8 protein-coding genes are annotated in these 14,334 nt (G+C 40.4%); 7 read left to right on the top strand and 1 reads right to left on the bottom strand.

The annotated features are described in order from the left end of the window. Positions 1–304 precede the first annotated feature (304 nt). The 3 genes from GQR53_RS18925 to GQR53_RS18915 all read left to right on the top strand — a co-directional run bounded on the left by GQR53_RS18925 (position 305) and on the right by GQR53_RS18915 (position 5,525). Positions 305–889, top strand: a complete 585-nt coding sequence (locus GQR53_RS18925; RefSeq protein ID WP_165744935.1) for a VTT domain-containing protein — start codon at positions 305–307, stop codon at positions 887–889. A 502-nt stretch (positions 890–1,391) separates the two neighbouring features. Continuing rightward, on the top strand, positions 1,392–2,753 hold the full coding sequence (locus GQR53_RS18920; RefSeq protein WP_165744934.1) for a hypothetical protein: 1,362 nt from the start codon (positions 1,392–1,394) through the stop codon (positions 2,751–2,753). A 126-nt stretch (positions 2,754–2,879) separates the two neighbouring features. After that, positions 2,880–5,525: a DUF2339 domain-containing protein gene (locus tag GQR53_RS18915; protein ID WP_165744933.1), complete on the top strand. Its 2,646-nt coding sequence runs from the start codon at positions 2,880–2,882 to the stop codon at positions 5,523–5,525. 130 nt (positions 5,526–5,655) lie between these two features. Here GQR53_RS18915 and GQR53_RS18910 read toward each other — a convergent pair whose 3' ends face one another. Beyond that, positions 5,656–9,096 (bottom strand): PAS-domain containing protein, encoded by a 3,441-nt coding sequence (locus GQR53_RS18910; RefSeq protein ID WP_165744932.1) that lies wholly within the window; start codon positions 9,094–9,096, stop codon positions 5,656–5,658. A 414-nt stretch (positions 9,097–9,510) separates the two neighbouring features. Between GQR53_RS18910 and GQR53_RS18905 the strand changes: the two genes are divergently transcribed. The 4 genes from GQR53_RS18905 to GQR53_RS18890 all read left to right on the top strand — a co-directional run bounded on the left by GQR53_RS18905 (position 9,511) and on the right by GQR53_RS18890 (position 14,111). Continuing rightward, entirely contained in the window at positions 9,511–9,774 is a 264-nt protein-coding gene (locus tag GQR53_RS18905; RefSeq protein WP_011327286.1) for a DUF4212 domain-containing protein, read from the top strand. Between the two features lie 10 nt (positions 9,775–9,784). Continuing rightward, positions 9,785–11,509: a sodium:solute symporter family protein gene (locus GQR53_RS18900; protein WP_165744931.1), complete on the top strand. Its 1,725-nt coding sequence runs from the start codon at positions 9,785–9,787 to the stop codon at positions 11,507–11,509. A 124-nt stretch (positions 11,510–11,633) separates the two neighbouring features. Next, positions 11,634–13,472: a DUF294 nucleotidyltransferase-like domain-containing protein gene (locus tag GQR53_RS18895; protein ID WP_165744930.1), complete on the top strand. Its 1,839-nt coding sequence runs from the start codon at positions 11,634–11,636 to the stop codon at positions 13,470–13,472. Between the two features lie 15 nt (positions 13,473–13,487). Further along, on the top strand, positions 13,488–14,111 hold the full coding sequence (locus GQR53_RS18890) for a 3'-5' exonuclease (RefSeq protein ID WP_165744929.1): 624 nt from the start codon (positions 13,488–13,490) through the stop codon (positions 14,109–14,111). The last annotated feature ends 223 nt before the right edge of the window (positions 14,112–14,334 follow it).

The raw sequence follows: 14,334 nt of genomic DNA, 5'->3' as shown, positions 1-14,334 counted from the left end.
ACCTATGACATGGATGTAGGTAAGGGGCGTGAGCAGGACGCGGAAGCTTTGCTCGACTTTTACTTATTCTAACATGGATGTAAGCCAGTAGGGTAATGCAGGAGCAGTTACCGAGCCCACTAGGTTACAAACCTCGCGCCGCGATTTAATCTTCCTTGGATTGAACAAATTTCAATCCACAAAGATCAATACGCCCTAGGACCTGTAAATTTAGTACACTGTTTTCAGCGTGTATTAACCTAAATATGTAATTATTGGCTTATTGAATACTTTTGTTCTTACTGATAAGTGAAAAGGATTTACTATGGCCATTCAAAAAAAGCTAAAAGAAAAAACGCGTAATTTTATTGACTCTAAGCATATGCTTAGCGGTATTACAGTGGCGTCGTTTTTAGAGTCAACCATAGTTCCTATTCCACTTGAAGCAGTGCTTGTGCCTCTTATGCAGGCTCGTCGAGAAAAGCTATGGCTTATAGCACTAATGGCGACCTTAGGCTGCATAGTGGGTGCATTGTTTGGTTATGCATTGGGTTACTATTTATTTGATGCGGTTGGCGATTGGATTATTAATACGTTTTCGAGCCCTGAGCAATTTGAAAACGTTAAACAGCAAATGCAAGATCAAGGTTTTTGGTTTGTAATAACACTAGGCATAGTGCCTATTCCGTTTCAAATAGCGATGCTTGCAGCTGGCGCGACTAAGTACTCTATTTGGTTATTTTTATTGGCCTCAGGTATTGCGCGTTCTATTCGTTACTTTGGCCTGGCTATTATTGTTTATTATGCCGGTAATGAAGCTGAGCGAATCATTAGTAAACATAAAACTAAAGCAATGATTGGCATTACTATTTTAATACTTGGTATATGGGGATTAAGTACCTTTATTTAATAGATCTAAGTGGCTTTTTTGTCTATGGCGTGTTGACCTTTGTGGATTGAAATTTGTTCAATCTAGGAGGAATTAAATCGCGGCGCGAGGTTTGTAGTGGGCTCGGTAACTGCTCCTGCGTTATTCTACTAACTACATCCCTGTAAGAATAAGTAAAAACCGAGCAGCAAAGAGTTAATCGTCCCTAGAAAGAACCAAAGGGCAGCGCATGTTTGGTATTTATGCTGCGTTATCGCCTATTTATGGGGAATAACCACACGACATAGGCTTTGCCTTGCCTGAAAACTAAACATACTACTGCAAATTTGCCCACCAAAGATCAACACGCCCTAATTATCTCATTGTTTATTTATGTGAGTTTCGTCCTTATTATTTGCACATTTACTACACTTTTTAACGTTTTCGTAAGGAAATGTCAGTGAGGGTAATGCTTTGTAAATCATGAAATTAAAATAGAATGTTTGGGTCATAATGGGGATATTAATAATAAGGAATAACCTTAATGACCAACTCCCTTTTAAAAGCTGCATTACCCTTAAGTCTAATTACTATTTTGTCGGGCTGTGGCTCTGACGATAGCTCAAGCTCTACAGGTTACATCCAATTGTATAACGGCTCTTACAATAGCCCATACACACGTTTGTTTGTTGAAGAAACAGAGCGGTCAGGCGCTGATTTTGCTGATGTAACTACTCGCCATAACTACAGCACAGACACTTATGATGTAAGTTTTGAGTACCTAGATGCTAACGACAGCTATATAACAATTAGCGATCAAGAAATTTCTATTAAGGGTGACAAAACACAGTTAGTAGTAATGAGTGGTAACTTTGATGAGCCTACATTTACAGAGCTTAGCGTACCTATCTCAAGCGATACGGGTGAGTTTAACTTAGGGTTTTACAATATTGCAGGTGAAGATACTAGCTACGATATTTACTTAGCAACTGATGATGGCGTATTTGAAAGCGCGACACTTTTTTCATCGGCTCAATATTTAAGTGAGTTAGATCTGCAAAGCGTTGATGAAGGTTATTACACTATTTACATAACAGAAGCGGGCAGCAGTGATGTTGTGTACGAGTCTTCATCTGTTTATTTATACGATGAAGCAAGTTATGTAGCAATGATCCGCCCAAGTTATGCAACAGAAGAAGGTGGTATTACGCTTGATGTAGTAACCGATAATAACTACGTTACTGAGCTTAAACATCAATCTGCACTGGGGCAATTACGTTTTATAAATACGGTTGATGACTACTCGCCAGTAAGCTTTTCTGCTACACGCGGTACAACTGTAAACACAACAAATACAGTCGCTAGTGACTCTTATACCGATTATGTTGAACTTTCGCCTAATAGTTACAGCGTAGCGATGTACGACGAAGAAGGTACAAAACTAGCTGATAACTTTTTAATGACGCTAGAGCGTGAGCAAAGTGCGGTGGGTATTTTTTATACCGACGCAGATAACGGTTTACGTATGATGAGCGTTGAAGAAAACCTAACACCAAGTAGTTACAGCCATACGGTATCGGTTGTAAACCTAATTGAAAGCTACGCAGGGCAGTCGGTTTCAGATGTTGATGTGTACTTTACACTTAACGGCGAAACGGTAGACGACACCAGTAACGTAGTCGATGGCCTAGATAAGTATGACCAAGAAGAGCAGGTTGTAGATAACGAAATTTACACGGTTTATGTTGTTTACGAAGACAACGGCCAGCAAATTGTGCTTATTCAACAAAGCGATATGGACTTTACACAAGAGGGTAACTACATATTGATTTTAGAGCATGATGAAACAACAAGCTCAGGTTATAAGATGACCCTAGAGCGCACTATTACCGATAGTGTTGAATAAACCTAAACATATAAAGTAGCATAAAGCCTAAGCACTTTAAGTGCTTAGGCTTTTTTATTGAACAAAATTTACCTACTCATTAATAATTAGGTACACTCAGGGCATAATAATTAATAAGAGTGTGCCATGGATGATTTAGTTGGGTTAGCCGTCATAGTAATACTGGTTGTAGTTGCCGGTGCTATTTGCGGCTTAATAGCGCTAGTGCAGTTAAATGGATTAAAACAAGAAGTTGCTGTTTTAAGGGCCAAAATAACACATCTACAAACACATAAATCGATATCGCAAAGTGAACCTCAAAGTGAAGCATCTACGGCTCAGGCAGCGCTTTCAAGATCAGAGCCAATTGCTCATAAAGCACAGCCAAGCTTAACGTCCCAAAACGCGTCGCCACCTGTAATAAATCAGCTATCAGCGCCTCCTAAAAAAGCCAAACCAGCTGAAGCATCAGCCATAGAATTACTATTTAATAAATTGCGCGCAGGGTTTGAAGAGAACTGGATGACCTGGATAGGCGCAATAGCGCTTGCGTTTGGGGGCATCTTTTTAGCTAAATACAGCCTAGAAGCGGGATTATTATCGCCTGTAATGAGGTTGAGTTTAGGCGGCTTATTTGGGCTTGGCCTAATTGCAGCCGCAGCTTATTTACACCATAAACGCATTGTATTTGAAGGCTTTAATAATTACATACCCGCAGCGCTTGCAAGCGGCGGGTTTATTACCTGTTTTGCTTTAACGCTTTTAGCTTACAGCAGTTACGACATGCTGAGCCCTACCGTGGCATTTTTTGCGTTAGCTATTATAGCAATTAGTGCAAGCGCGATGGCGCTTAGGTTAGGCCCGCTATTGGCCGTGCTTGGTATTATTGGCGCTTACAGCGTACCAATATGGGTTAGCACTGGCAGTGGTAACTTATTTGCGCTGTTAATGTATATTGGCTTTGTAAGTTTGTCGGCTGCGTTAGTTGCACATAAAGTACAGCGAGCTTGGTTGTGGTATTTACTATGGGCTGGGCACATTGGCTGGTATTTAGTTGGTTTTACGCTACTTAAAGCTAATACCGTTTGGTTAATGGGGGCATTTGCTTTACTTAGTATTGTAGGGTTAATTGCTATACCGCGCTTAGGTCTAAAACTGAATGTTATTGAACATCGCCCGCACAGTTTAAAACGTTTACTTAAAGTGCTTCCAGATCATGCATTACTACTCGCTTTTATAGCGCCCTTAATATTTACTATGTTGATCAGTCACTTTGATATGCAGTGGCAAGCAATCGGCGTGTTAAGTATTGTATTGGTGTTGTTTTTAGTCCTTAAAAATAGCCGTTGGGATATTTGGCAGGGCGTAGCGTTAGTTATTTCAACGCTATTAGTATTAGGCGCTCAGCGCACGCATCTTTCGCCAAACCTATTTGATGACGCCCTTTTTATATTCAAAAATGAATACGGTTTGGGTTTATTACTCGGATTGTTACTTACCGCTTTTGGGCTCTATTACGGTAAAAAACAGATTAAGCGTTTAGCGTTTCATATTACGGGGGCATTTAGTGCATTTGTAATGATAGCGACTTTATATACGCTTATTCCTAATTCTGCGTTAAGTACTGCATATCCACTTTGGGCCGTTGCATTGTTTGTAGTGGCGGCTATTTTAATAAAGCTCGCGCAGCATAATACAACGCTATTTCAGCGTTTTACTTATTGGGTAGGGGCTAATGCCAATATTACGTTAGCAATTACCATGCTACTAAGTGACAGCGGCCTAACCATTGCACTTGCTGTACAAGTATTACTTATAAGCGTACTTATTAAGCGCTATAACGTGCCTATGCCGCATTGGCCTATAAAAGCCTTAGTTGCTGCGTTATTACTGCGCTTAACGCTTGCGCCTTGGACACCAAGTTACGATGCACTTACGGTATTTGGTTTGCATTGGAGTATTGTGGTTTATCCGTTATGTATTGCGTTATTTTTTGCCGCAGCTAAGTGCTTTGACTCATCAAAACTTAAAATATGGCTCGAAGGTGCAGCTCTTCATTGTTTAGCGCTTTTTATTACTACCGAAACAAGTTATCAGTTAGTAGGGCATTATCCGCAATTTGATTCACTTAACTTTTACGAACAAATACTCCTTACCTGTAACTGGCTGGCATTAGGGTGTGTGTATTTACACAGAGCAAAACTTGCCGGTACTTTAGCTAAGTTATATAAAGTGGCGGGTTTTGCACTTGCGGGGTTAGCAGGGCTTTTTGCTATTAAAACACTGCTTGACGATAACCCATTATTTGAATCACTTTACATAGGTGAGCTGCCAATATTTAACTGGTTATTACTATTGTGGTTAGTACCTGCAGGATTAACGCTTTGGCTGGCCAAGCTTGTAAAACCAATAAATGCTAAAGCTACGCCATTTATATTGGCCGTTGCAGGTGGCTTTATATTATTGGCAATAAACAGCTTTATTCGTCAATACTGGCAAGGTCCTTACATATACTTATCAAAAGGGGCGAGCAATGCAGAGCTCTATAGCTACTCTGTTATTTGGTTAGTAATGGGGGCGGGTACTGTTATTTTTGGTCATTTAAAAAATCAATTATTAATACAAAAAGTAGGCCTAGGCATACTAGCTGCAGTTATTGTTAAAGTGTTTTTAATTGATATGGCTAACTTGGAGGGCTTACTTAAAGCGCTTTCGTTTATTGGATTAGGGCTTTCGTTGGTGGGGTTAAGTTGGTTGTTCCAAAAGATTAGAAGCCGAGTAAATCAAGTTTAACTTTATGAATACTTTATAAAGCAAAGCCCAGAAGATACTGGGCTTTTTGTTTTACGCTATTACTTGATAGCTTTTAACTAGAACACTTTTAACTAGAATACTTTTAACTAGATCACTTTTTACTAGCTTATTATGTACTGTGATTAAGCAGTGCCTTTAGTTTGCCCGGTTTAATTGGCTTACTTAAATAATGAATATTAGCGGCTTTGGTTTCCTGTTTAAGCTCGGTGTCGCGCACGGCGGTAATTAAAATAGCAGGGACTTGGCTTTGCCAAATTTCGCGCAGGGTTTTAATTAGCGTTATGCCATCGCAGTCATTGCCTAATTGGTAGTCCATTAAAATAACATCGGGTGCACCGTTTTGCTTAGCATGCGCCAGTACATTATCTATGTTATCAAAAAGGGTGTAATTAGCCTGCCACTTTTTAAGTAAGCTTGCCATTGCTGCTAAATTTTCAGGGTCGTCGTCTACGGCAACAATATTAATTGCGGCACGGTTTTCTATTAAGCTGTTTGTAGTACTTTTTTGTTGTACAAACTGCTCGTCACCATAAGGTACCTCAATGCTAAAACGGCTACCTTTATTTGGCTCAGAATGCACATCAAGCGGCAAACTTAATAAGTCAGCCATACGTTTTACAACACCTAAGCCTAAGCCTACGCCTTTGTTATCGTCCGACTCAACACGGTAAAAGTCGTTAAATATTTTAGCTTGCTCTACTTCGCTAATACCTGGGCCTGTATCCCATACTTCTATTCGTAAATTGTGCTTCCGGTTCCTACAGGCTATTAATACACGGCCATTATCGGTGTATTTAACTGCATTAGAGACCAAGTTTTGAATAATTCGGCGCAAATAGGTTATATCGCTGTGCACAATTTGTTGGTTTGAACGCACACTAAGTTTAAGGCCTTTATCACTTGATAAAATAGCGTATTCACTTTGCAATGGCGCTAAAATATCTTCAATATAAAAGTGGCGAGGGGTAGGGGTCATAGCGCCTTGCTCAAGCTTAGCTATTTCAAGCAATGCCGACATTAAATGCACGGTTGAATCGAGACTGTCGCCTAGTTTTTCAAAGCTGTTTTGGTTAGTGCTATCGAGCTGTTTTTCGTCAATAGCGGCAAGGTATAAACGTGCTGCATTTAACGGCTGTAAAATGTCGTGGCTCGCCAGTGCTAAAAAGCGCGTTTTACTGTCGTTGGCTTGCTCTGCTTCTCGTTTAGCTAAAGTAAGTGCTTGCTCAGTTTGTACACGGCTATCTATTTGAGCTTGTAAGTCTTTATTGATAGTTTGCACTTCTTGAGTACGTGCTTCTATGCGGTTTTCAAGATCCATGTTTACTTCTTCAAGCGCATTTTGCGTACTTATGTGGTTTGTAATATCTGAAAAGCTGGTAACAAATCCGCCATCGGGCAGCGGATTACCAATCATTTCGTATACTTGGCCATTACGACGGTGGCGAATAAAATGATGCGAGCTGCCATATTTTAAATGCTGTACACGTTTTTCTACTTGGCGTTCTATTTCACCGGGGCCACATTCACCACGGTTAGCGTTGTATCTAATAATGTCTTCTATAGGTTGGCCTACTTCTAAAAAGCCTTCAGGGTAGCCAAACATTTCATTGTAGCGTTTGTTCCATGCAACGAGTTTTAAATCTTTATCAACAACTGAAATACCGTGGCTTAAATTTTCGAGTGAGGTAAATAACAGATTTTGATTAAATTGCAACGCTTGTGTGGTTTCGTCAAAAAAGTTTACTACTTCCTCAAACGCCATACGTTTACCTGACGATACCGTATGTATTAACGCTTGTGCCGACGATGCACCAAGCACGCCCGTTAATGCGCGTTCGCAGTAAGCTATAAATTCAGGCTCTGGGTGTGCGTTGTTATCGCTTAAATGATGGGCGAGTGCGTAATGGGCCAATACTTGTTGGCTGCGCTGAATACCTAGAAATGTTTGCAGTAGTATTTTAAAGTCGTAAACGGTGGCTTTTACGTCTTTATTTAAGCGCCTGGATAAAATAGCCTGATCTTTAGGGTTAACAAAAGCAGCGGCCTGAATTTTATCAATTAAGCGCTCCTCAGCCCCAAGTGAAAAACTAATATAACAACCAATATTGGCAAACAAAGCTATCAAGGTTCCACGCGTTATAAGCGTTTGTTGCAGCTCGCTATCAAGGGTTGTGCCGGCATCGAGTATTGGCAGCATTAAAAATAGTATCCAGCAAATAAAGCCTGCTACTAAACCTGCATACACCCCATAAGCATGACCTTTTCGCCAATATAAACCACCCACAATAGAGGGCAGCAATTGGGTAACAAGTGAAAACGCCACCAAGCCCATACTGGCCAGTGCGCTACTATGGCCAAACCATTGCTGATAGAAATAGGCCAAAATTAATATGCCTGCAATAGCAAAGCGCCTTACAAGTAATATGCGAGACTTATAACTGCTGGTAATTAAGTTACGTTTAAACTTTCTACGCAGCATTAACGGCAGTACCACATCGTTTGAGATCATCGTGCTTAATGTAAGCGTTGCTACCACTATCATTGCGGTGGCGGCCGATAGTCCACCTATAAATACAAAGGTGATTAAAAAGGCGTTGTCGTTAATTAGCGGTAGGGCAAGTACAAAGCTGTCGGGTGAATAGCCGCTGCCAATTTCAGGATGAATGGCCGCAGTCGCAATAGGTAAAATCATTGCGGCTGTTAGTAGTAAATACAGCGGAAAAGCCCAGCGAGCGGTAAGTAAGTGGCGTTTGTTTTGGTTGTCGACCACGGTTACATGAAACTGGCGAGGCAAACATATAATAGCCGCTGCAGCCATTAAAGACTGGCCAATAAAGTTAAAGCTAAAAAAGTTAAAATCGCTCCAGTGACCCCAAATAGACTCAGTTACTTTGTTCGTGGTGGCTTCGGGTAAATTAAAAAGTGTAAATACTGCAAGCCCCGCAACGGCAATAAGAGCAATAAGTTTAATCATAGATTCAAATGCAACAGCGAGCATTAAGCCAGAGCGATATTCAGTTACATCAACTTTGCGAGTACCAAAAAATATAGCAAATAAAGCCATAATTAGTGTGGCAGAAAGCGCGAGCATATCGCCGGATATTTTATTACTGTTTTGCAAAAGTAAAAAGCTTGTACTAAGCGCTTTTAATTGCAGTGCAATGTAGGGAATGGTTGCCAGTAATGCGATTACAGTAACCATTATTGCTGTAGTTTGACGTTTGCCGTAACGAGCTGAAATAAAGTCAGCAATAGTCGTTATATTTTGTTTTTTACTTACCAGTACCAGCTTACGTAAAAATCCTTGGCCGAATAAAAACAGCAACGCAGGGCCTAATAATATTGGCAAGTAACTCCAACTGCTGGTGGCGGCTGTTCCAACCGAACCGTAATAAGTCCAAGAGGTACAGTAAATCCCGAGTGAGAGTGAATACACAAATGGGTGATGGCTAATACGCTTTGCTAAAGGGGTTGTTTTATCGCCCCAATTGGCAAGCCAAAACAGCACACCTATATAACTTAAAGCAACAATAATGAGTACGGCAGTCATGTTGTTATTAAACCTTATTATTTTAAATAGTCCCTCATCCCTATGAGGGATTAACACAATACCAGAACTGAGGTTAAGTGTGAGGGTTGAATTTAAAATAAAACTTTTATTTTATTTATATCTTATTGAATATTAACAGTAAAAATAAAACACCCTTGAGCATTAGACTAATGTCGCATTAATGACCAACTTATCAATTTAATCATAAAGCCAGCTTACAAAAACAGCCTAAGCAATTGAAATAATATAAAAATATATAAAACACGCTTGAATGATAAATGCAGTTTACGTAAACGTTAACAAGCTGTTACGACTATGGTCTCAATTCAATATGTAACCAGCGTTGCTAAATTGGTAAGCGAAGATAAAAAACCACTCATCGCGATATTGCGGTGCTTAAAGGGGAAAACAAAAATGGCTTTTAAAGATGAAGAACAAGCAAAAGCTTATTGGGCAGAAAACATTTCGCTGTTATTTAAACTGTTAGCAGTGTGGTTTGTCGTGTCTTTTGGTTTTGGCATATTACTGGTTGATGTACTTAATGAAGTACGTTTTTTTGGGTTTAAACTTGGCTTCTGGTTCTCCCAGCAAGGTTCAATTTATACCTTTGTGGCTTTGATTTTTGTGTACGTAGTCAAAATGAATACGTTAGATAAAAAATATGGCGTAGACGAATAGGAGCTAAGCAATGGATGTTCAAACACTCACGTTTTTAATTGTTGGTTTAAGCTTCGCGCTTTATATCGGCATTGCAATTTGGGCCCGAGCGGGTTCAACTAAAGAGTTTTATGTAGCGGGTGGCGGCGTACCTCCCTTAGCTAATGGTATGGCAACCGCTGCCGATTGGATGAGCGCGGCGTCGTTTATTTCAATGGCGGGTATTATTTCGTTTGCGGGTTACGACGGCGGCGTTTACTTAATGGGGTGGACAGGTGGTTATGTATTACTTGCCATGTGTTTAGCGCCTTACTTACGTAAATTCGGCAAGTTTACTGTGCCAGACTTTATTGGCGACCGTTACTACTCACGTACCGCGCGTTTAGTTGCTATTTTTTGTGCCATATTCATTTGTTTTACCTACATTGCAGGGCAAATGCGTGGCGTAGGCGTGGTTTTTTCTCGCTTTTTAGAAGTAGAAATTGAAACCGGTGTATACATAGGTATGGTTATTGTATTCTTTTATGCTGTTTTAGGTGGTATGAAAGGCATTACATATACGCAAGTTGCACAGTATTGTGTGCTGGTATTTGCTTACTTAGTACCGGCTATTTTTATCTCTATGATGATGACAGGTCACTTTTTGCCACAAACTGGTTTTGGTGCCACATTAATTGGCGGAGAAGGTGCTTATGTACTTGATAAGCTAGATGGCATAAGTTCGCAATTGGGCTTTTCTCAGTATACCGAAGGCTCTAAGAGTATGATTGATGTATTTGCTATTACCGGTGCATTAATGGTGGGTACTGCAGGTTTACCACATGTAATTGTTCGCTTTTTCACTGTACCTCGCGTTAAAGATACGCGTATATCAGCGGCATGGACCTTAGTGTTTATTGCTATTGTTTATACTACAGCACCAGCAGTTGCTGCATTTGCTCGCGTAAACATGGTTGATACTATTAACGGTAAAGATGGTAGCGGTACAGAGTATGCACAAGCACCAACGTGGATCAAAAACTGGGAACGTACCGGCTTAATTACTTTTAATGATAAAAATGGTGATGGCAGAATGTTTTACACGGCGGGTAAAATCACCGATCCGAACAGTGCTAACGAAGTAAATGTAGACCGCGACATTATGGTATTAGCAAATCCAGAAATTGCTAATTTACCAGCATGGGTAATTGCACTAGTAGCTGCAGGTGGTATTGCCGCTGCACTGTCTACAACAGCAGGTTTACTACTGGTTATTTCGACCTCCGTTTCGCACGATTTACTCAAGCGAACCCTCAAGCCCGATATTACCGACAAGCAAGAGTTACTTGCAGCGAGGTTGGCAGCCATGGTCGCTATTGTTATCTCCGCGTACTTTGGTATTAACCCGCCTGGATTTGTGGCATCGGTAGTGGCATTTGCATTCGGCTTGGCGGCAGCGAGTTTCTTCCCAGCAATTATTATGGGTATATTCTCTAAAACAATGAACCGAGAGGGCGCAATTGCAGGCATGGTAACGGGTATTGGCTTTACCGCTGCGTATATTATCTTCTTCAAGTTTGTTAGCCCTGAGCTTAACAATCCTGAAAACTGGTTTTTAGGTATTTCGCCTGAAGGTATTGGCTTAGTGGGTATGGTTATTAACTTTGCAGTTGCTGCAATTGTTCTTAAGTTTACCCAAGCGACACCACCAGAAATTCAACAAATGGTAGAAGGTATTCGTAACCCTAAAGGATCTGCAGCAGCGCACGATCACTAGGCAATAATTTATAGGCCAAGTTTAAAATTATAAAGCACCAAAAGCCCGACTTTAGTCGGGCTTTTTATTTGTTTAATAAGTAAGTACATTAGATTGGTACATCACCATTCAAAGAGCGAATACAATGAGTGTAGAACAACAAGAAATAGCCCAGTATGTATGTTTGCAAGCGCCTTTTAGCCTCCTTAATAGCAGTGCATGCGAGTACTTTGTAAATCACCTCGATGTTATTTACCTTACACGTGAAAACCAAACTCAGTGGTTACAAAGTGAAAACCCTAAACTATTTTTAATTCGCTCTGGTTTGTACGACCTAGTTGATGGCAAGGGCGATGTTGTTACGCGCTTAGCGCAAGGTGACTATTTTGGTTTTCCGTCGCTATTAACCGGTGAGGCAATTCAAAATAGGTTAGAAGTACAAAAAGAGGGCATAGTGTATATGCTCTCTCAAACGCATTTTGATTTTTTACGCAGAGAATATAAATCGTTTGAGCAATACTTTGTACGCGCTCACGCTAACCGGTTATTGTCATCGCATTATAAAAGTAAAAACGATAGTTGGTCTGAACGTAAAATATCAGAGCTGATGACCCGCACAGCAATTACACTTTCGCCCGATGCAAGTATTAGGCAAAGCGCTAAAAAAATGAAAGAGCATGGTGTGTCGTCAATAATGATAACGCAGCACGCGCACTTAGTAGGGGTTGTGACTGACCGTGATTTACGCAACCGAGTACTTGCCGACGAGGTAGATCCACAAGACGCAGTAAGCAGTATTATGACCGCCAAACCTAAGTTTATATTTGAAAATAACCGGGTGTTTTCGGCGCTGCACTTAATGCTTAAATACAATATTCACCATTTGCCTGTGCTTGACGAAAACCATAACCCGATAGGGATGATAACCAGCACCGACTTACTGCGCCAACAAAAAAGTGACCCCGTACAGCTTATTGGGCGCATATATAAAGCGCATACTGTTACTGACTTAAAACGCTACGCTAAAGAAATTCCCGAACTTTTGCGTAGTTTTTCGTACAACATTGACGACATATCGTTAATTGGTAAATTACTCAGTGGTTTAACCGATGCGCTTACATCGCGCCTGATTCACTTATTTCAAGAAGAGCATGGCGCAGCGCCAACCAGCTTTAGTTTTATTTGCTTTGGCTCGCAAGCACGCGAAGAACAAACCCTGCATTCAGATCAAGACAACGGCTTATTACTCCCTAACGACTTAACCCCCGAGCAACACGCTTACTTTAAAAGTATGGGGGAGTTTGTATGTGAAAATTTAGTTGAGTGTGGCATTAGGCGTTGCCCAGGTAATATTATGGCAAGCAGTGATGAGTGCCGTATGAGCGTAAACGACTGGAGCGAGCGCTTTTTTAAATGGATAAAAAGCCCCACACCCAATGCAATGCTTAACTGTAAGATATTTTTTGACCTGCGATTTATTGAAGGTTCAAACGCTTTATACACGGCTTTTTGCGAGCAACTAATTCGTATATCGCGTAACGACTTATTCTATGCCGCAATGGCAACCGACATAAGTAGCAACAGCGTGCCAATTGGTTTATTTAATAAATTTAAAACCGAAAAAACAGATCAAAATAATAAATACATAGATTTAAAAAAACGCGGTGTCGTAATTATAAATGACATAGTGCGGTTATACGCTTTAAAAGCGGGTATTAGGCGCGCCAACACACAAGAGCGGTTGGATGCACTACTAAAACATAAACTGATCAGCAAAGAAGATATATACAACCTAAAAGACTGCTGGCGGTTCTTAACGCAGTTGCGCTTGAGTACACAAATAAACGAAGAGGGCTTACCGAGTAATTGTATTAATCCTAATAAATTAAACTCACTAGAGCGCCATCAGCTAAGAGAAGCGTTTTACCTTGTTAAACAAGCGCAGCAAGCCGCCGCGTTTAAGTTTGCTCGCGGCAGTTTATAATGATGGATTACTAACATGGTAAAAAAGCTGCTCACTCGGTATTTAAAGCGCCGTAAATTACTAGGTAAAAATGCCTTACAACAACGTTACTTAGTGATTGATTTAGAGCTAACTGGCCTTGATGCAAAACAGCACGAAATTGTATCGGTAGCGTGGGTGATAATAGATAACCAATGTATAAAAATGAGCGAGTCGCAGCACCTTATAAATAAAGACGTAAAAAGCCTTGAGCAAAGTCCTGTTTTTCATGGGATTAGCGATGATGCTATAGCAAAGGGGCTAAGCCTAAACAGTATATTAATGCAATTAAGTAACCATTTTAGCGACTGTATTTTAGTGTTTCATAATGCCATGCTCGACTGGGGCTTTTTAAAAATAGCGCTTAAAAATGCCAATATAACAATACGGCCTAAACTCATAATCGACACACTGCATATTGAGCAAAAGCGCTTACTCCATCATTCAACTGAAATAAAACAAGATGATTTAACCCTTAATGCTTGCCGCACACGTTATGAGTTACCAAGCTATCATTGCCATCACGCACTGACCGATGCACAAGCCACTGCCGAGTTACTGCTAGCCCAGTGTCATCAAATAAGCCGTGGCAAAGAGTTGCAGTTGAGGTCAATAATTTAACAAAACTACAGCATTTACTAATTATTTTGTTAAGATAAGAATTTTAAAAGGATTTATTATGGTAATTGAAGCCGCCAGTAAGTATTACAACCAGTTAAACAATGACCTTAAAGCAGTTAAAAAGTACATTCACAATAATTTTGGTGTGTTTCTTACTATTCTTTACTTACTGGGTAGAGGGCGTTCAGAATTCTGTGTCAGCCTAAATTGCTAAATATCTAGC

This window comes from Pseudoalteromonas sp. Z9A6 (assembly GCF_011378805.1).
Taxonomy (GTDB): domain Bacteria; phylum Pseudomonadota; class Gammaproteobacteria; order Enterobacterales; family Alteromonadaceae; genus Pseudoalteromonas; species Pseudoalteromonas distincta.
This window is presented reverse-complemented; position numbering and strand designations above follow the sequence as displayed.

Coding starts and splice junctions, on each gene's coding strand:
- GQR53_RS18920 (WP_165744934.1), top strand. CDS start 1,392: ATGACCAACTCCCTTTTAAAAGCTGCATTACCCTTAAGTCTAATTACT.
- GQR53_RS18895 (WP_165744930.1), top strand. CDS start 11,634: ATGAGTGTAGAACAACAAGAAATAGCCCAGTATGTATGTTTGCAAGCG.
- GQR53_RS18905 (WP_011327286.1), top strand. CDS start 9,511: ATGGCTTTTAAAGATGAAGAACAAGCAAAAGCTTATTGGGCAGAAAAC.
- GQR53_RS18910 (WP_165744932.1), bottom strand. CDS start 9,096: ATGACTGCCGTACTCATTATTGTTGCTTTAAGTTATATAGGTGTGCTG.
- GQR53_RS18925 (WP_165744935.1), top strand. CDS start 305: ATGGCCATTCAAAAAAAGCTAAAAGAAAAAACGCGTAATTTTATTGAC.
- GQR53_RS18900 (WP_165744931.1), top strand. CDS start 9,785: ATGGATGTTCAAACACTCACGTTTTTAATTGTTGGTTTAAGCTTCGCG.
- GQR53_RS18890 (WP_165744929.1), top strand. CDS start 13,488: ATGGTAAAAAAGCTGCTCACTCGGTATTTAAAGCGCCGTAAATTACTA.
- GQR53_RS18915 (WP_165744933.1), top strand. CDS start 2,880: ATGGATGATTTAGTTGGGTTAGCCGTCATAGTAATACTGGTTGTAGTT.